Below are 19,372 nucleotides of genomic sequence, written 5' to 3'. Positions count from 1 at the left end.
GTTAAATTATCCCAGTTTATCACCATAAATGCATTATAGATACGCAGAGAGGATATCATGGCAAAAAAAGTTATTATCATCGGAGCTGTTGCACTTGGACCGAAAGTCGCCTGCCGCCTCAGACGCCTTGATCCGGACACAGAAATCACCGTCATTGACAGAGACAACCTCATCTCCTACGGGGGATGCGGCATCCCCTACTACATCGGGGGAGATATCACCGACATAGAAGAGCTGCGCTCGACCACGGCCCATGCGGTCAGGGATCCCGAATTTTTCAGAACCTGCAAGGGTATCAAGATCCTCCCCAGGGTGGAGGCCGTGGCCATCAACCGGGAAGAAAAAAAGGTGGTGGTCCGCCACCTGGACCAGGACAATGAAGAGGCCCTGGCATATGACAAGCTGGTCATTGCCACCGGCGCCACCCCGGTCCGTCCCCCCATTCCCGGTGCGGACCTGCCCCGGGTATTCACCGTATCCAATCTGCATACGGCCCGGGACATCAAGGATATGATTTCCAAGGGCATCGTGGGCAAAGCCGTGGTCATCGGTGCCGGTGCCATCGGCATTGAAATGGCCGAGGCCCTCACCGACCTCTGGGGGGTGGAGACCACCCTGGTGGAAATGGCCGACCAGGTCCTGCCAACGGCCATCGGCCAGAATATTTCCAGGATGGTGGAAAACCAGCTGGAGAAAAACGAGGTCCAGGTCATTGTCTCCCAGCAGGTAAAACGGATCCTGGGGGATGAGGAATCCGGGGTTACCGGGGTTGAAGTCAACGGCGACGTCATTGACTGCGACCTGGTGGTCATGTCAGCAGGGGTCCGGCCCAACACCAAATTCGCCTCGGATGCCGGCCTGGCCGTGGGCAACACCGGGGCACTCATCGTGGACCGGAACCTGAGAACCACGGATCCGGACATCTATGCCGGCGGGGACTGCATTGAAATGCGCAACCTGGTCTCCGGTGAGAACATCACCATGCCCCTGGGCTCCCTGGCCAACCGCCAGGGCCGGATCATCGCCAACAATATTTTTGGCCGGGCCTCCAAATTCAGAGGCACCGTGGGCACCTTCTGCATCAAAGTCTTCGACCTGGGGGTAGCCACCGCCGGCCTCACCGTGGCCCAGGCCAGGGCCGCGGGTTTCGATCCGGTCCACGCCCTGGTGGCCCAGTTCGACCGGGCCCACTTCTATCCCAACTCAAAATTCATGTTCATCCAGCTCATTGCCGACCGTGCCACCCGGAAAATTCTTGGGATTGAAGCCATCGGCGAACAGTCCGATGCGGTCAAGGCCCGGGTGGACGCCGTGGCGCCCCTGCTGCAGACCGGCATCGACGTGGACGAAGTCTGCGCCCTGGAAACCGGTTACGCCCCCCCATTCGCATCGGCAATGGATGTCATCAACAATGCCGGCAATGTCCTGGACAACATCCTGGAAGGCCGGAACACTCCCATTGATATGCTGGACTTCCTGGAACTCTTCCGCAAAGAAGATATCAAGGTAGTGGATTTGAGAAGCAAGTCAGAAGCCGATATTTTCATTGAAAAATACGGAGAAAGATGGCTCTCCATGCCCCAGGAAGAACTGCGGGACCGGTATGAAGAGCTGCCAAAGGATGAAGACCTTTATCTGCTCTGCGGCACCGGCGCCAGATCCTACGAATGCCAGACGGCCCTTAACCACAGAGGGTATGACCGGGTCAAGAATGTCCAGGGTGGCTATGCCGTCCTTGCCGTCACCGATCCCGGATTTATCCCTTCAGCAGAATAATTTTTCCTTTCCCTCCCGGTGTTTTACCGGGAGGGACTTCACTGCCGAGCCGGGGGAAACAGCGCCGATGTCTTTCCCGTGGCATAATAAGCGGCCAGCCCCACCCATTCCCTGGCCGCCTTGCTCAACAGGTTCAGGTTTCCTGCAAAATTCAATGTCAGTCCCCCCTCCCCCTTACAGGTATAATGGTCCACGGGATAGGGAATAACGGCCCAGCCCAGTTTTTCAAACACCCCCACGGCCCGGGGCATGTGGGCGGCCGAGGTGACCAGGATCCAATTCTGCCCGGGATGGGGAGCTGCCAGAATCTTTGAAAACCTCCCGTTTTCATAGGTATTCCGGGACTTCTCTTCAAAAATAATCTTGGAGATATCCACCCCCAGAATACCGAGCACCCGGCGGGCCACATGGGCGTCCTTGGCTTGGGGCCTGGCAATATCCCCGGATCCGCCGGTAAAAATATGAACGGCTTGGGGATATTGGTTCACCAGGCGGATGAACCCCAGGTACCGCTCGGCGGCCCCACGAATCTCCGGCTGATCCCAGAGGCTTGATTTATGGGCGTTTTCCGCGCCCCCCAGCATAATGATGCCGTCCACCGTTTCCGGCAGATCGGGGTTTACGGGGAACCGGTTCTCAAGGGGGGCATAGAGCCAAAGGCCCAGGGGCAGCACCGTCACCGTTCCCATGAACAGGACAAGGCCGGTAAATACCGCACCGGCCGCTTTGATCTTCCCGGCATACAAAAGAACAAGCCCGGCCAGGGCCATGAAAATCAAAATCATATCCGGTGACACCACCATCCAGATCAGCTTTGACAACCAGAAAAAAAGGGTATCCATATTCAGCCTTCCTGTATTCCGGCGATGAACCGGGACATGGACTTGAGGATTGTCTCCGGCTGCTCCAGGTGGGGAATGTGGCCGCAGTCCGCCGCCATGATGCCCTGGGCCGGGCCGGATGTGTTTTCAACGATGGAATCCACCTGGCCCGGGGACCCATACTGGTCATCCCTGCCCTGGATGGCCAGCAGGGGGCAGGTGATGGACGGCAGCAGGTATTCAAGGTTCCAGTATTTAAACCCATCCCGGCGCCAGGTGTCAGACCATGCCTTGAAGATGCCAGGGGTCTTTTCACCGTGGTATTTGGCGAGCCCCTTTAACCGCCCCGCCTCAAAGGCCCTGTCTGCCTCCCGGATTCCGGCAATGGTTTTTTCTTCCACAAAGACGTGGGCGGCCTCTGTGATGATGCCCATCAGCAGGGGATTTTGTTCAGCGCCGTAGATCAGGGCGATGCTGCCGCCGTCGGAATGTCCCACCAGCACAAAGGGGCGGTCCGGAATCAGGGCGTCAAGGACCCGGGGCAATTCATTGAGGGCATAGTCATGGAGGTAATGGATGGTTCTGGCCCCCTTGAGAGGGGAGGAACCGCCGTACCCGTTCCGGTCATAGACCAGCCCCGGACACCCGGTCCGCCGGCATAATTTTTCAGGAAACTCCCGCCACATGGGGATGCAGCCCAGCCCCTCGTGGAGAAAAACAAGAAAGGGGGCGCCAGGCCTTCCCTCAATCAATTTATAACGGATTCTTTGGCCGGAATCCATTTCCAGATATGTCAACTTCGCCTCCCGACACGCCCCTGGTCCCTTAATACTGTGAGCTGACCTGTTTATATTTTTGGCATGCCTTTTCATGGCCCAGTTCGCAGGCCCGGTCCAGGTCCGCCAGGGCCTGATCCATATTTTTATTGTGGTAATGGGTGCCCGATCTCTCAAAATAAGCCAAAGCATGATCCGGTTCAAGTGCTAAAAACCGGTTCCAGTATCCGATAATGGTTTCCCATTGCCGGTTGCGGGCATATAAATAATCAATCATCCGATAGGACTCAAAATGCCGGGGATTGATCTCAATGGATTTTTCAATATCCGAAAGGGCAGATTCAAACCGGTTCATCCGGCTCTGGGCCACCCCTCTCCAATAGTAGGATTCATGGTTGTCTTTTTTGAATTCAAGGGACCAGTGATAAAAATCAACGGCGGTGTCAAGATCCGTCTTAAAGGCATTGTGGCCCTGGTTTACAAGGCTCCGGCATGCCCATTGGGCCCATTTAATGCTGTCTGGATTGCCCGGGCGGATCGTTTGTGCGGCCTTCAGGCTCACAATGGCGTCATCGTAACGGTCCAGGGCAAAGAGAATCCTGGACCGCATCAGGCGGTTGTCCTCCATGGCCGGCCGCAGTTCAATGCTCCTGTCAATATGGTCCAGGGCGGTATCAAAATCTTTAATATGGTAGAGATGGACCTTGGCCAATTCGTAATAGAACACCCAATGTTCCCCGTATGCAAGCGCTTTGTTGAACAGCCGTACCGCCTTTTCCGGCTTGTCTTTGGCCGTTGCATACCGCCCCTGGTCATAATAAATGAACCCGTATAGCAGACAAAGTTCAGGGGTCATATCCCAGTAGGCCTCTGCATTTTTCGCCATGGACTCCATCTGCTTGTAGCTGCCGCCCCACCGGGGCAGTTTTGACAGGCAGGCCCGGGTATTGATCAAAAAGGAGTCGGGAAACAGGGAAAGGGCCGTCTTCACGGCCAGTTCTTCCTCATCACTGTTACCGCCGGCATCGTAAATACCCACCAGAAGCTCATGGGCCGGCAGCAGATCGGTTTTCAGGTTCAGGACCGAGTTGAGGTGCCCCAGAGCTTTGGCAAAATAAATGCGCATCCCTTCAATATTTTCTTTGGGGGTGGCGCTGATGTATTTGTTTCCCCGCTTCTCCCATGCCAATGCATGAGTATACCGGGCCGATGCCATAAAGGGGTAATAGGCCGACGGGGAGGCCGTGCGCCAGGCCTTCAGCAGGGGGGCATAGGACGGGAGGGTAAGGTCAAAGGCCCTGTAGGCGTCAAAAAGCAGATACTCATTGGACCGGTCCGCTTCAAAATCCTTTTGATACCCGTCCAAAATCCTGTTGAGGGCCTCAAACTGCCGGGATTCCAGCAGCGCCCTGATGGTGCAAATACCGTCGATATCCAAGCGTTTCACCGGCACCTGGAACCCGGGCAGATCCGACGGTCCCCGGGCAACCTGATACTCTCCGGCGCCGGAAATAAGATTCAGCAGTTTTCCCAAGGTCCCGCTGCCCGCATCTGCCGCGGTAAAAAAAAGCATCATTCCCGCCAGTACGATAATAAAGGATCGTTTCATTGCTCCCCCCTGGTTTGAATTTCTGTTACGATTCCTCGTGGGGTATGAAAAACACCGCATAGGACTCAGGCCCGGTGTTGATGGCCACGGAAGGCCCGAATCTTGTAATATAGACATCCCGGCAGTCAAAGGTTTCTTCAAATACATCCCTGAGCCGCCGGACCAGCCCCTTGTCCCCTGAATAGATAATGGACAGGGAAATGGGGCGCCCGGCCACATCCTCCCGTATCCGGTCGATCATGGAAAGGATCATGTTTTTCTGCTTGCCCATGAGCTTGGATTTGATCACCATTTTCCCCTGGTTCATCTCAAGCACCGGTTTGACACCCATGGCCAATCCGAAAAGGGCTTTCATCCCGCCTATTTTCTTATTTTTCCTGAGATATTTCAAGGTGGGAATGGCCATATAGGACTTCATTTCCCGGCAGGCCTGCCCGGCCACCCGGGCCACCCGGTCAAAATCCTTCCCCGCCTTCATGGCCTTTGCCGCCTCTATGACCACCATGCCCAGCCCCATGCTGCACTGGCCGGAGTCGATGACCTCCACACGGCATTTGCTTTTCCCCAGGTAGTCGCTGCGAATCTGTTCGGCAATACCATAGGTCTCAGATAAATATTTACTGCAGTGGATGGCCAGGATTTCATCGTAGATCTGGGTCATCTCCAGTAAATCCAGGGCATAGTCTTCGTACCTGACCGGGGCAGATGCCATGGTGGTGAATGTCCCGAATTGTTCGTAAAAGCCGTCCCGGCTGATATCCTCCCCGTCTCTGTAAGACCTGCTGTCCAGTATGAGATTGACCGGCATAACCTTGATGCCCAACTCCCTGATCACATCCTTGGGGATGTCCGCGGTACTGTCTGTCACAACAATTCTTTTCATATCTGCCCCTTTCCTGTTTTGATGAGAACGGATCAAGCGTTGAAGGGTTTGAAAACACAGAATAAATGATTCTTCTGTAAAAATAAGTAAAAAACTATATAAAATTATTCTTTATGTCAACGCCCTGTACGAATTTCGGGAATTCCGGGGAGAAATTGCCCTTGCCGTATCCCCGGAATCTGGGATATGGTAGCCCCAGGTTTTACGAACCACCAATTGCGTGAAGGAGTAGGAATGATTCCCTTGAGCCTTGCCTGTACAGCCCGGCGCCCTTTTCTATACCAGAATGACCCGGATGCCGTGGCCCTGGCCGCCCGGCAGATCCCCATGCCGGACACCTCGTTTTTTGTCCTGTCCGATACCCACCTTTACGACACCGGCCTGGGCACCTCTGGTGCTGCATTTCAGGATTACCTGAACCGGGACAGGAAACTGCTGGTCCTGAGCGATGATATCATCGGCGCTGCCGTTAAGGCGATTGCAAAGCAAAAAGCCGATTTCCTGCTGGTCTGCGGCGACCTGACCAAGGACGGGGAAATGGTCTGCCACAAAGCCATGGCAGCCCACCTGAAGGTGTTAAAAGAATCAGGAAAAAAGATTTTCGTGGTGCCGGGCAACCATGATATTTCCAACCCCGAGGCGGTCAGATTTTCCGGAGGGACCACCGCCCCCGTACCAACGGCCGGTCCCGGGGAATTTGAAACCATTTACCGCGAATTCGGATACGGAGACGCCATTGCCCGGGACACCCACTCCCTGAGCTATACAGCGGAACCGGTTGAGGGCCTGCGGCTTTTGGCGCTGGACTCCTGCAGGTACAAGGAGAACCGCCCCGGCCACCACCCCGTTACCGGCGGTGCCTTTTCAAAGGAAACCATGGCCTGGATCGAGCAGCAGCTCATTGCCGCCAAACAGTCGGGCAAGGCCACCATAGCCATGCTCCACCACGGAATCATGGAACATTATCCGGACAACAAAAAATTCTATGATGAATATATAGTCGCAGACGACGAAAGCGTGGCCGGCCTTTTAGGGGCCTACGGGGTATCTCTGGTCTTTACCGGCCATTTTCATGCCCAGGACATCACCCGGAAGAAAGTGCCCGGCCCCGACGATACGCCAACCCAAAAAAACCGGATGATTTTTGATATTGAGACCGGTTCCCTGGTCACAGCCCCCTGCCCCTACCGGAAAGTCACCTTTACAGGCGGGGACCGGGCAGTGGTCCAAAGCGCGGCAGTCACCGCCATCCCCTCCATGGGAGAGAAATTTGCGGCATATGCCGACCGCTATGTGTTTGACGGCACCCTGAAGCTGGCAGATACGGCCCTGGCCAAATACAAGGTGGGCAAAGAGCAGGCCGGCCTTATCAACCACCAGATTGCCAAGGCCTATATGGCCCATCTCAAAGGGGATGAACTCCCGCCCCCGGTCCCCCTGGACAAGGAGGGATTCGGGCTCTGGCTCAAATTTATCGCCTGGATGCAGGAAGACCTGATCCACGGCTGGTGGACCGACCTGCCGCCGGCGGACAACAACCTGGTCATCCACCTGGGCACAGGAAAAGTCTCCCCTGTACCCGCCTGAGCCCCGGGTACCCCAAATACAAAAGCCGGCCGCCTCCCTTTTAAGGAGGCGGCCGGCTTTTTATATTTGACTTTGCTTATAGGCCTATACCATCAGGCTCCAGAGCACGCCGGCAGCAATGGCCGAGCCGATAACCCCGGAAACGTTGGGGGCCATGGCATGCATGAGCAGAAAGTTGGTGGGGTCTTCCCGCTGGCCCACAATCTGGACCACCCGGGCGGAGTCGGGCACGGCAGACACGCCGGCAGCCCCCACCAGGGGATTGATCTTGGATTTGAGGAACAGGTTCATGAACTTGGCAAAGAGCACCCCGCAGGCCGTGGCAATGCAGAATGAGACGGCGCCCAGGATAAAGATGCCGACGGAACTCTTGGTCAAAAAGACATCCCCCTGGGTGGAAGCACCCACGGTGACCCCCAGCAGGATGGTGGCGATGTCAATCAACGCTGTCCTTGCGGTAACGGCCAGACGTTCGGTAACCACGGCTTCTTTGAGCACGTTGCCGAAGCAGAGCATGCCCAGCAGGGGCAGGGCCGCAGGCGCCAGGAAGCAGCAGAGCAGAAAGGCCAAGATGGGGAAGATCATCTTTTCCCGCTTGGAAACCTGGCGGGGCTCTTCCATTCGTATCAGCCGTTCTTTGCGGCTGGTAAGCAGCTTCATAATGGGGGGCTGGATCACAGGCACCAATGCCATATAGGAGTAGGCCGCCACGGCAATGGGCCCGATGAGTTTGGGGGCCAGTTTGGCGGTGAGAAAGATGGCCGTTGGCCCGTCTGCACCACCGATGATTCCGATGGCAGCGGACTCATTGGGGGCGAACCCCAGGGCCAATGCCCCCAGAAAGGTGATGAAAATACCAGCCTGAGCCGCCGCGCCCAGCAACATGAGTACCGGTCGCGCCAGCAGGGTCGAAAAGTCTGTCATGGCCCCGATCCCCAGGAAAACCAGGGGCGGGTAGATGCCCTGGGTCACCCCGAAATAGAGGTAGTGGAGTACGGAATTGCTCTCGTAGATCCCCAGGCCCAGGCCTTTGAAAATAGGGATGTTGCCGATGAGCATGCCGAATCCGATGGGAACCAGGAGCAGCGGCTCGTAATCCTTGGCAATGCCCAGGTAAATAAAGATCATGCCGATGATGATCATGATAATGTTGCGGTAGTCGCAGAGAAAAAAACCGGTGTTTTGAAAAAACTCTAAAAATAAAGCATCCATTCGACTATTATCCTTTGGTCCGTATCCGTGCCGTTCTAGTATGAAATGGTTTTTGTGAAAAGGTCCTGATCCCAGGTGAACATCCCTTGGCCGTCCGGTGTGATAATACCGGATTTCAAAAGCATATTCAGGTTGTCATGGGAGTCTTTCAGACCGGAGACCACGGCCAGGCGCAGGAGCCTGGGCAGAGAGAAATGGTCTTCCATGGTCCTGACCAGCAGGGCGTATTGTTTGGCAATTTCTTTCTGCTCGTCGGAGATGACCAGCACCGCACGATCTGTTTTCTTCCCCTTGGATGCAAACCAGTCTTTTATTTTCTGGGGATTTTCAATGAGGTCGATTCCCTTGTGCAGCTGGGATATGACCAGGGACAGCATGACCAGGCCGGAAAATACAATGGAGATTCCCACAACGGAAATCGCCCAGCCGTTATTGGCGTTAATTGCTTCTAAACCGTACAAAAGCCACCTCCTTCTCTAATACATCGCCGGGATGTCTATATCTGTAATCTGTTTGGCAAAGGGGGCGCGGTCGTCAAGGAATGACTGCCACCCCTCCATAACAGCCGCCGCACCTGGGGTGTCTTCCTGGATGAAATCAAGGAAATCCTGTCTCGGGATAATCCAGGCCGTCCCCCGCTCCAGCGCTGTAATGGTGGCAACATATCGTCCTTCCCGGCTCAAAATTTCCATGGCGGCAAAATCCCCGGGGGCATCCAGTACCACCCCTTTGTCTTCTTCAAGTGCCAGCAGCAGTGTTCCCTTTTCAAGAAGGAAAAAGAACTGGGCCTGGTCTCCGGCACAGGTCAGGGTATCACCGGTATGCAGTTCCCACTTCTGGAACAGGGATTTTATCCTGTCTGCATCCGCGGCGGCCAGTCCGCTGAAGACGACTGACTTATTTAATACATTGTCAAGAGTTTCCATAATACCCTCATTTTCATAATGATTCTGGCGGAATTTACTTAAAGAAAAGCATTCAATCATATTTTATCCGCTCTGTCGACCCCAAAAAAAAGGGCGCTTCCCAAAAGCACCGTAAAAACAGGGGTGGGGCTATGGCTGCAATCCCTAAAAACTTTAGGCGGTTCCCCATCATAATGGTTGACTGGAAAGCCTTTATTATCGTATGATCCATCCACATTTTTTTTACATAATCATTGGAGAAGAATATGAAAACAAAATTTTGGTCCCTTGCTGTATGTTTTACCTTTCTTTTCACGTTTTTTCTGGCAGCCGGCCCGGCCGCTGCCGCTGATAAGAAACTGAAAGCCGGCTTCATCTATGTTGGCCCCGCTGGGGACTACGGATGGACTTACGCCCATGATCAGGGCAAAAAATTTGCCGAAAAACAATTCCCCTGGCTGGAAACCGTTTCTGTCGAATCCGTCGCGGAATCCGACTCCATGAGAATCATCGACCGGCTGATCCAGCAGCAGAAATGCGACGTGGTTTTCACCACTTCCTTCGGTTATATGGATGACACGGTAAAAGCCGGTACCAAGTATCCGGATAAAAAGTTCATGCACTGTTCCGGTTTCAAACGCAGTGACAATGTGGGCACCTACTTCGGAGACCTTTACCAGATGTACTACCTGAACGGCATCATGGCAGGGGCGTTGACCAAATCCAACAAAATCGGCTATGTCGGCGCCTTTCCCATTTCCGAAGTCGTCCGCCACATCAATGCATACGCCATGGGCGCCCGGGCCGTTAACCCCAATGTGGAGGTGAACGTAAAATGGATCTATGCCTGGGTTGGACCGGATAAGGCCAAAGAAGCCGCAGAATCCTTGATTGCCGAAGGCTGCGATGCCCTGGCATTCACCGAGGACACCCCGGCCGTCATCGAAGTGGGCCAGGCCCACTGCGAAAAGGGCAAACAGATCATGACCTTCTCACACTACTCCGCCATGCAGTCCTACGGCAAGGACTCTGTTGTCTCCGGCCAGCTCATGGACTGGGGCGGCATGTATGCAAAAATCCTGGAAGACATCCACAACGGCACCTGGAACCCCAAGGCGCCCATCTGGTGGCTGGCCAAGGAAAAGGCGGCGCTGCTTGGCGGCGCAGTGGATATGCCCATCAATGAAAAATACGTTCCCGCCCTCAAGGCAGCCATGGTGGATACTGCCGAATTCGGCAAAATCTCCGCCTACGACCTGGTCATGAAACGCTACGCCCAGATGCAGCAGGGTGTGGAGGTATTTGACCCCTATGTCGGCCCCATCAAGGACAACAAGGGCCAGATCAAAATCAAGGCCGGAGAACGTGCCACAACAGAAGACCTGCTGTCCATCATGTACTATGTTGAAGGCGTAAACGGCAGCATCCCCCAATAACAGCAGCACCATTTAAGTTTTAGCCCATAAAGGCCGGGAAACCCTTTCCCGGCCTTTTTTCAAAATTAGAGTTTACAAGAAAAGATATGAAAAAAATTCAACGCCTTGAAATGGTCAATATCTGCAAATCATTTCAGGGAGTCCATGCCAACAAGGATATCAACCTCAAGGTGGATTCTGGAGAAATCCTGGGCCTGCTGGGCGAAAACGGCGCCGGCAAGACCACCCTGATGAATATCCTCTACGGCCTCTACCAGCCCGACGCAGGTGAAATCCGGATCAACGGAAACCCCATTAAAATCACAACTCCCCTGGAATCCATCAACCACGGCATCGGCATGGTCCACCAGCACTTCATGCTGGTCCAGAACCATTCGGTGATTGAGAACATCGCACTGGGCTACAAAGATACGCCATTTTTCTTTCCCAAAATTAAGATCCGGGAACGGGTGGCGGAATTCTCCAGGCAGTTTGATTTCAGCATAGACCTGGACCAGAAGGTCTGGCAGCTTTCCGCCGGGGAACAGCAGCGGGTGGAGATCATAAAAGCCTTATTGAACGGGGCGGACCTGCTGATTCTGGACGAGCCCACTTCCGTGCTCACCCCCCAGGAAATCAAGGAACTCATCGAAATCCTGCGCCGGATGAAGGCCGAGGGCCATTCCATGATCTTTATCTCCCACAAGCTGGATGAGATCATGGACATCTGCGACCGGGTCACGGTCCTTCAAAAGGGGCAGATCGTGGGCGGGGCAGAGACCAGTGACACGGACAAAAAAGGCCTGGCCCGGATGATGGTGGGCCGGGACGTGGTATTCAACATCGGCAAGGAAAAAATGGCCAGGGGGGACAAGGTCCTCGGCGTCAACAACATCCATGTCACCGGAGACAAAGGACTGCCGGCCGTCAAGGGCGTTTCCTTTGACCTCTATAAAAATGAGATTTTCGGTATAGCCGGCGTTGCAGGCAATGGCCAGCGGGAACTGGCCGAGGCCATCACCGGCATCCGGAAAATCGACAGCGGCGCGGTAAAGGTGGGCAGCCAGGATATCACCAACATGTCCCCCCGCAAGATTTACGACTACGGCGTCTCCCATGTCCCCGAAGAACGGATCCGCTTCGGCATCGCCCCGGGCCTTTTCCTCTATGACAATGCCATACTCAAGCAGCACCACCTGAAAAAATTCTCCAAGCGGTATTTCCTCAAATACAGCCAGGTGAAGAACCACGCAAAGAGCCTGATTTCAGATTTCAGGGTCTCCACCCACTCCATCAACAACCAGATCAGAAATCTGTCCGGCGGCAATATCCAGAAATTGATACTGGGCCGGGAAATCAGTGAACAGCCCCAGCTTCTGGTAGCCTCCCATCCCACCTACGGGCTGGATGTGGGGGCAACACAATTTTTAAGGGAACATTTGCTGACCCTGAGAAAACAGGGCAGCACGGTTTTACTGTTTTCAGAAGACCTTGAAGAAATTTTTGAACTCTGCGACCGGGTGGCCGTGATTTTTGACGGTGAGTTCATGGGCATCCTGGAAGCCGATGACGAAAGGCTATGCGACATCGGCCTGATGATGGCCGGTTCCAAACGTTTTGAGGATACGACACCTTCAACCAACCAAATTTAAAAAAAGCAGCATTATTTATCCATGATTCAGATTACCACAAGCGACCGGTTCAATATCACCCCGTTCCGGTCTTTTATGACCAATGTCGGCTCCCTGGGGGCCGGTATCCTGGCCATCAGCGTTGTATTTCTACTGGCCGGGGTCAACCCCCTGTTTGCGGTTTCCGAAATTTTCATGGGCTCCTTCGGCTCCATGTACGGAATCAAGGAAACCATCACCAAGGCCATTCCCCTCATCCTCATCGGAGCCGGCCTCACCCTGGCCTTCCGGGCAAAATTCTGGAATATCGGGGCCGAGGGCCAGCTGCTCATGGGGGCCATTTTCGCCACCTGGACCGCCCAGGCGCTGGGCAACAGCCTGCCCGCAACGCTCACCGTACCGCTGGTTTTCCTTGCCGGATTCATGGGCGGTGCCCTGTGGGGGATCATCCCGGCCATCCTGAAAATCAAATACGCCATCAACGAGGTCATTACCACCCTGATGCTCAACTACATCTGCGCCGAATTCATGACCATGCTCATCGTGGGCCCCTGGAAGGGCAAATCCAGGTTCGGGTTTCCCGGCACGGATAATCTGCCTGACGCAGCGCTCCTGGGTGTAATTCCGGGTTCCAGGATCCATTACGCCACCCTGATCCTGGCCGTCATCTGCGCGGTGGTTCTAACCGTTCTCATCTATAAAACCCGGTTCGGCTACGAGGCCCGGGTGGTGGGGGAAAATCCGGACGCCGGTAAATACGCCGGCATTAATTTTCTGAAAACCAGCCTCATTCTCATGGCCATATCCGGCGGCCTGGCCGGTTTTGCCGGCGTGGGCGAGGTGGCCGGCATCCACCACTATCTCGGGTATCCGGCATCGGTCTCCTCGGGCTACGGGTTCACGGCCATCATCGTGGCCTGGCTGGCCAAGCTCAATCCCCTGTACGCCATCCTTTCGGGAATTGTATTTGCCGGCATCATCGTGGGCGGGGACGCCATCCAGATCTCTCTGGGGCTGCCGGCGGCCACGGTTCAGATCGTCAACGGCATCCTGCTCATATTCCTGATCATGGGCGACTATTTCCTCCACCATAAAATTAAAATAAAATTCGGAAAATAAAGACATGGAAGAGATCATCATATCAACCATCCAAAGAACCATGGTGGCAGGCACCCCCCTGCTCCTGGCCACGACCGGCGAAGTCTTGTGCGAACGGTCCGGCATTCTCAACCTGGGGGTTGAAGGGGTAATGGCCGTGGGCGCTGTTGTGGCCTTCATCGTCACCATGACCACGGGCCAGCCCTGGCTGGGCGTTCTGGCCGCCGTGGGGGCCGGCATGGCCATCTCCGTTATCCACGCATTTGCCTCTATTTCCCTGCAGGCCAACCAGGTGGTGTCCGGCCTGGCATTGACCATGCTGGGCCTGGGCCTTTCCGGCATGCTGGGCAAACCCTATGTGGGCCGTCCCCTCTCCATCAAAATGGAGGATGTGGCCATTCCATACCTCTCGGACATCCCGTACATCGGCAAAGCCCTCTTCCACCAGAGCCCCTTTTTCTACCTGGCCATTGTCCTGGCCCTGGTGGCCTGGTTCTTCCTGGAACGGACCCGCCTGGGCATCCAGGTCAGATCCACGGGGGAAAACCCAAAAGCCACCGAGACCCAGGGGGTGAACGTCTATGCGGTGCGGTACTGGTCCGTGATCATCGGCGGCGCCTTTTCCGCCCTGGCCGGAGCCCATCTCTCCATCTCCTACTCAAAATCCTGGGTGGAGGGCATGACCGCGGGCCGCGGCTGGATCGCCATTGCGCTGACCATATTTGCCCTGTGGAACCCGGGCCGGGCCATCTGGGCCTCCTTTGTCTTCGGCGGCATCTTTGTGGCCCAGTACCTGATGCAGCCTTTGGGCATCTCCCCCAACTTCCTGGCCATGCTCCCCTATGCCGCCACCCTGATCATCCTCCTGGTGATATCGCTTCTGGATGCCAAGAAACTCAACGCCCCGGCCATGCTGGCGGCGCCCTACAAACGGGGGGAGCGTTAGGGTATTACGGTTCCCCCAACCGTTAAAGGAGAAATAAACCGATGAACATGGACGTTGGCAATTTAGAAGCACCTGTATTCAGGCCTCCTTCGGAGTGGGATTCATTATTGATCAAAGTCACCACCGGCTGCACCCACAGGTGCACCTTCTGCTCCATGTACCGGACAAAAAAATTCTCCATGCGCAAAGATATTGAAGATATCAAAACCGATATCCGCAGGGCCCGGGAAATGTTCGGGAACCGGGTTGAAAAAATATTCTTTGAAGACGGCAATGCCTTTGTTGTGAAATCCGATATCCTCATTGAATTGACAGAATACTGCCGTCAGCAGCACCCCAATTTACGAAAGGTCAGTTCCTATGCCCATGTCAAGGATATCGTAAAAAAATCTGATGAGGATTTAAAACGGCTTGCCGACGCTGGGTTCACCATGGTTTATGTGGGCATTGAAAGCGGGGATGACCAGGTGCTCAAAGAGTGCAACAAGGGGGCGACCCAGGAGGATTACGCCCTGGCCGCCCAAAAATGCCACCGGGCCGGAATTGACTGGTCCGGGATCTTCCTGTTGGGCCTTGCGGGGAATGACCCGGAAAAAAGCCGCAGCCATGCAATTGAATCGGCAAAATTAATAAACCGCATGGCACCACCCATGCCGAAAAAATGGTATATCTCCCCCCTCACATTGGAGATGACCCCGGGGTCGGAGATCCTCGCACAGAATTTGGAGAACAAATTCCAGCCCTGCACCTCCACCCAGATTTTAGAAGAATTGTATACCCTGATCGATCATACCGCCGATGACCTGACCGGCTGCATATTCAACACCAATCATGCATCCAATTACCTGAGTCTGAAGGGCGAATTGGGAAAAGACAAAAAAGAGTTTTTATCCCGAGTCCAAGCCGGCATAAAAGATCCAGCGGTCAGACGCCCTGAATACATGCGCGGCTTATAAATGCCCCCATCGTTTTCCAGTCTTCCGGCAACGCTTAATAGAATAGAGGGCTTTATTCCATACACACCGTTTTATAGATGTCACCGTCATCGGAAATCGTTACATAGAATTCATTAAATACAAAACAATTATAAAACCCATGTCCCAGTCGTTGACATGCAATTCTTGTATCTTGTTTTATCTTATCCCTGTCATAATAGTCTTTCTGTACCGCAAACAGCCATCTGTTAAAAAAAGCTTCTGCATCGTTATTGTTTCTAATCTTTCTTCCTGATTTATACAAAGCGCCATCACCGTATCTCCCCTGCCCGCCATTTTCAGAATTCGGATCAAAAAAACAATCACAATCAGGGAAGGCTTCATGATAACGGGTACAGAAATCCTTTTCATAAACCCGCCGGTCTATTGGATCCTTGTCACACCCCACAAGCAGGTTAATTGCAAGGATAATAACCAGAAGTAAAGTATATGTGCCTTTCATTAAACCTGCCGACAGGGAGATTATTATTTGACCAGATGAAAGTACATCGCTCTTCCGCCAGAGGTATAGCATCCGCTTTTAAACCGTGTAATTCTATTGCCCTCGGTATCGGTGACATATCCATCCGTACAAGAATTTTTACCGCTTTTCACCACGTAATAGTTCCCGGATTTCGATATTTTGTAACCTTGCTTTCGCGTTCCCATTTTCACCTTGCCGGATGCCGCATTTTTAGCACCGTCTATAAATGTACCGTCCCCGTTGAAATGGTAAATCCGATAATAATAATTACCGCTCCAATAATCTTTTTTGTCCGCGATGAATGTTCCGGATATCGTTGGCAATTTTCCTGTGCTTCCTTTATGGGCCGTTTTTACGGAACTGTTTTTGACCCGATGAAAGTACATGGCTTTTCCGCCTGAGCTATAGCATCCGCTCTTAAACCGTGTAATTTGGTTGCCCTCGGTATCGGTGACATATCCATCCGTACAAGAATTTTTACCGCTTTTCACCACGTAATAGTTCCCGGATTTCGATATTTTGTAACCTTGCTTTCGCGTTCCCATTTTCACCTTGCCGGTTGCCGCATTTTTAGTCCCGTCTATAAATGTGCCGTCCCCGTTGAAATGGTAAATCCGATAGTAATATTTCCCGCCCCAATAATCTTTTTTATCTGCGATGAATGTTCCGGATATCGTCGGTAATTTTCCTGCATTTCCTTTATGGGAGGTTTTTACGGAACTGCCAGCTCCAAGGGGCAATCCGCCGTTTGAATTCACGGGGTTCTGGTGAGATGCGCCTGGATAATACCAGGTATTCATGGCATGGCGGACCTGCTGCCTGGCCTGTTCCCGCCCCTTTAAAGACAGCCCTTGAAAAACGTAGTTAGCGCCTTTATATCTGGAGGCCACGAGGGAAGAGTCGAACTGATTACCGTTGCTGGTGTGCCCTGAATAGACGCGGGTTACAGCCGGATAACCTGAAATCTGACCCGGCTGTTCATTAACAAAATTCTGGAAAGGGAGTCCGCGCCGGGTCATTTCACTTGTCCATGCATCAAGCAATTGGCCAAGCGGTATTTCTTTGCTGGCCGAGGCGTATAATTCTATGAAAGCATCCTGAGAAGGGGATATGCATTGTTTGATGAGATCGTTTCCTCTTGCAGATCTGTTGTCATTCCATCCGGGGGGGCATTTAAGGCCTTGGGACATGTCGGCTGCAAACAAATACGAAGATAAACCCATTGATATAATGAATAACAAGATAAAAATTCTAGCAATTTTGTACATATTGCTCTCCTTAAATGCAGGATAGTAACGTTCTTTTTGTCAACCAACAAAATAATACATATCCGAAAGATTAGTTTCAGCTTGATACAGCATTTTGCTGTCGTAACAAGTTGGAGGAAGGTGAGTCAAGAAAAAAAATGCTTCCCCAAAATCAGCCCCCTGGTTAAACCGCATGTTTAGATTGCACCGTTTCTTATCAGAAAAACGAGAAATGATTTTTACAAGCCTTCACCATACACCACGGCCAGTTCTCCCCGGATGAGGCGCTCCTGGTAATACCGGCGCCGGGGTTTGCCCGAAGATGTCTTTTCAAGGCTCCGGGGGTCGACAAATACGACGGTCCCGGCAGAAAGGCCGTGGCCGCTGGAAACTGCTCCTTGGAGGATCCGCACGGCCGAGGACCAGAATGGGTCAGCGGCAGAGGATTGACCTTCCCCCTCCCTGATATGGTCGGGGATTTTGCGGTCGTCCACCTCGGCAATGACGGCCAGTTCCTCTCCCCCGTCCCTGGACGGTATGGCCACGGCAATGCAGGCCCCCAGGCGGACCGGGGCATCTGAATTCTGCACGGTAACCTCGATATCGCCGGGATAGTGGTTTTTGCCGGCAATGATGATAAGGTCCTTGAGCCGGCCTGTCACATAGACTTCACCATCCATGACAAAGCCCAGGTCCCCGGTACGCAGGAACGGGCCTTCGCCCGTATCGGCAAGGCAGGCACCGAAAGTGGCTTCGGATTCTTTCTTGAGCCCCCAATACAGGGCGGGGACGCTGGGCCCTTTGATCCAGAGTTCCCCCACCTGATTGGGCGGGGCGGCTGTGAGGGTGGCCGGATCCACCGTAATGATCTTGTGACCGCCCCCGGGGCCGCCGCAGCTGACGACCTTGCGTGCCCCCGGTTCATCCCCGTCAATAGGACGGACCCTGTGATCTTCAAGGGCTTCCGCACTTAGGGCGATCACTTTGGGCGGCTGGGACCGGGGTTTGAGTCCCCCCACAAAGAGGACGGATTCGGCCATGCCGTAGCAGGGCATAAAGGCCTGGGGCCGGAACCCCAAAGGACCGAATTTTTCATTAAAGGCGGCCAGGGTCTCGGGCAGCACGGGTTCGCCGCCGTTGCCCGCCGTTTCCCAGGAGCTTAAATCCAGCCCCCTGCATTCTTCGGCCGTGATCCGCCGGACAGAATAGGCATACCCGAAATTGGGGCAGGCGGAGTTGGCGATTTTGTAATGGCTGATGGCTTGGAGCCAGCGGACCGGTTTCATCAAAAAATCCATGGGGGACATAATGGTGGATTCGTATCCGAAAAAGACCGGCCCCAGGATATCACAGACCAGGCAGAGGTCGTGGTAGTGGGGGGCCCATACGATGGCGGGCTTGGTGGAATCAAGCCTGAGCATCTGGCCCATGACTCTGAGGTTGGCCACGGCATTGGCATGGCTGACGGCAACCCCCTTGGGGTGTCCGGTGGACCCGGATGTAAACTGGAGGTAGGCCACATCTTCCATCCCGGGTTTGGGGCCTGTGAAATCGGCTGCCGTATCATCGGTGACCGCCTGGAAGCTGACCGGAAGGTCCCCCAGGGTTTTGGCCATATCGGCAAACGGCTTGGTGGTCAGCACCACGGAAGCGCTGCAGACCTTGGCGGTATTGAGTATCCGGCCTAAAGGATTTTTACTCCTGGGATTGGGCAGGGGCACCGGCACCGCCCTTGCGCCGGCCAGGAGGCACCCGTAAAAGGCTTTGACAAAATCAAGTCCCGGCGGAAAGGCCAGCAGAACACTGGTGCCGGCCAGTCCCCGGTCGGTGAAATCTTGGGCAACGCCTGCGCTGAAAGCATAAAGCCGGGCAAAGGACCATTCCTTAATGGGGCCGTCCAGATCCCCGTTTTCCATGAACCTGAATGCCAGGTTGTCTGCATCCCTGACAGCCCGCTCCGCCAGAAAGTCAACAATTGTCATATGGATCACAAGCGTCCCCCTTTCAT

General features: G+C 54.1%; 17 protein-coding genes. 7 read left to right on the top strand and 10 right to left on the bottom strand.

All coding sequences use genetic code 11. The features are described 5' to 3' along the window. The first annotated feature begins 57 nt into the window (after positions 1-57). Positions 58-1,776, top strand: coding sequence for an FAD-dependent oxidoreductase (locus tag HUN04_23095; protein WDP92451.1), 1,719 nt, complete (start codon positions 58-60; stop codon positions 1,774-1,776). Positions 1,777-1,814: 38 nt separating this feature from the next. Here HUN04_23095 and HUN04_23090 read toward each other — a convergent pair whose 3' ends face one another. The 4 genes from HUN04_23090 to HUN04_23075 are packed head-to-tail and all read right to left on the bottom strand — an operon-like array spanning position 1,815 to position 5,865. Continuing rightward, positions 1,815-2,618, bottom strand: a complete 804-nt coding sequence (locus tag HUN04_23090) for a YdcF family protein (GenBank protein WDP92450.1) — start codon at positions 2,616-2,618, stop codon at positions 1,815-1,817. A 2-nt stretch (positions 2,619-2,620) separates the two neighbouring features. Then, the gene (locus HUN04_23085) at positions 2,621-3,379 is read right to left on the bottom strand and encodes an alpha/beta hydrolase (protein WDP93381.1); all 759 of its coding nucleotides are present in this window, start codon (positions 3,377-3,379) and stop codon (positions 2,621-2,623) included. A gap of 43 nt (positions 3,380-3,422) precedes the next feature. Further along, a complete protein-coding gene (locus HUN04_23080; GenBank protein ID WDP92449.1) occupies positions 3,423-4,982 on the bottom strand; it encodes a tetratricopeptide repeat protein in 1,560 nt (519 codons plus the stop codon). A gap of 25 nt (positions 4,983-5,007) precedes the next feature. Then, positions 5,008-5,865, bottom strand: coding sequence for a DegV family protein (locus tag HUN04_23075; GenBank protein ID WDP92448.1), 858 nt, complete (start codon positions 5,863-5,865; stop codon positions 5,008-5,010). A 234-nt stretch (positions 5,866-6,099) separates the two neighbouring features. On the opposite strand from HUN04_23075, the gene HUN04_23070 reads away from it, so the two are divergent. After that, positions 6,100-7,452, top strand: a complete 1,353-nt coding sequence (locus tag HUN04_23070; GenBank protein ID WDP92447.1) for a metallophosphoesterase — start codon at positions 6,100-6,102, stop codon at positions 7,450-7,452. Between the two features lie 84 nt (positions 7,453-7,536). On the opposite strand, the gene HUN04_23065 is transcribed toward HUN04_23070, so the two are convergent. The 3 genes from HUN04_23065 to HUN04_23055 are packed head-to-tail and all read right to left on the bottom strand — an operon-like array spanning position 7,537 to position 9,590. Then, on the bottom strand, positions 7,537-8,664 hold the full coding sequence (locus HUN04_23065; GenBank protein WDP92446.1) for a sodium ion-translocating decarboxylase subunit beta: 1,128 nt from the start codon (positions 8,662-8,664) through the stop codon (positions 7,537-7,539). Between the two features lie 35 nt (positions 8,665-8,699). After that, a complete protein-coding gene (locus tag HUN04_23060) occupies positions 8,700-9,125 on the bottom strand; it encodes an OadG family protein (protein ID WDP92445.1) in 426 nt (141 codons plus the stop codon). Between the two features lie 15 nt (positions 9,126-9,140). Next, the gene (locus tag HUN04_23055; protein ID WDP92444.1) at positions 9,141-9,590 is read right to left on the bottom strand and encodes a cyclic nucleotide-binding domain-containing protein; all 450 of its coding nucleotides are present in this window, start codon (positions 9,588-9,590) and stop codon (positions 9,141-9,143) included. Between the two features lie 245 nt (positions 9,591-9,835). On the opposite strand from HUN04_23055, the gene HUN04_23050 reads away from it, so the two are divergent. From HUN04_23050 to HUN04_23030, 5 genes are all read left to right on the top strand, one after another. Beyond that, on the top strand, positions 9,836-11,005 hold the full coding sequence (locus HUN04_23050) for a BMP family ABC transporter substrate-binding protein (protein ID WDP92443.1): 1,170 nt from the start codon (positions 9,836-9,838) through the stop codon (positions 11,003-11,005). Positions 11,006-11,091: 86 nt separating this feature from the next. Next, on the top strand, positions 11,092-12,636 hold the full coding sequence (locus HUN04_23045; protein WDP92442.1) for an ABC transporter ATP-binding protein: 1,545 nt from the start codon (positions 11,092-11,094) through the stop codon (positions 12,634-12,636). Positions 12,637-12,657: 21 nt separating this feature from the next. Then, positions 12,658-13,734: an ABC transporter permease gene (locus HUN04_23040; protein WDP92441.1), complete on the top strand. Its 1,077-nt coding sequence runs from the start codon at positions 12,658-12,660 to the stop codon at positions 13,732-13,734. Between the two features lie 4 nt (positions 13,735-13,738). Continuing rightward, entirely contained in the window at positions 13,739-14,659 is a 921-nt protein-coding gene (locus HUN04_23035; GenBank protein ID WDP92440.1) for an ABC transporter permease, read from the top strand. A 41-nt stretch (positions 14,660-14,700) separates the two neighbouring features. After that, positions 14,701-15,615, top strand: coding sequence for a radical SAM protein (locus tag HUN04_23030; GenBank protein ID WDP92439.1), 915 nt, complete (start codon positions 14,701-14,703; stop codon positions 15,613-15,615). Positions 15,616-15,667: 52 nt separating this feature from the next. Here HUN04_23030 and HUN04_23025 read toward each other — a convergent pair whose 3' ends face one another. The 3 genes from HUN04_23025 to HUN04_23015 all read right to left on the bottom strand — a co-directional run bounded on the left by HUN04_23025 (position 15,668) and on the right by HUN04_23015 (position 19,355). Then, complete coding sequence (locus HUN04_23025) at positions 15,668-16,096, bottom strand: hypothetical protein (protein WDP92438.1); 429 nt, start codon at positions 16,094-16,096, stop codon at positions 15,668-15,670. A 23-nt stretch (positions 16,097-16,119) separates the two neighbouring features. Continuing rightward, positions 16,120-17,385 carry a hypothetical protein gene (locus HUN04_23020; GenBank protein WDP92437.1) on the bottom strand — a complete coding sequence of 422 codons (1,266 nt, stop codon included), beginning with the start codon at positions 17,383-17,385 and terminating at the stop codon, positions 16,120-16,122. 218 nt (positions 17,386-17,603) lie between these two features. After that, the gene (locus tag HUN04_23015; protein WDP92436.1) at positions 17,604-19,355 is read right to left on the bottom strand and encodes a fatty acyl-AMP ligase; all 1,752 of its coding nucleotides are present in this window, start codon (positions 19,353-19,355) and stop codon (positions 17,604-17,606) included. Positions 19,356-19,372: the final 17 nt, after the last annotated feature.

This window comes from Desulfobacter sp. (assembly GCA_028768525.1).
Taxonomy (GTDB): Bacteria; Desulfobacterota; Desulfobacteria; order Desulfobacterales; family Desulfobacteraceae; genus Desulfobacter.
This window is presented reverse-complemented; position numbering and strand designations above follow the sequence as displayed.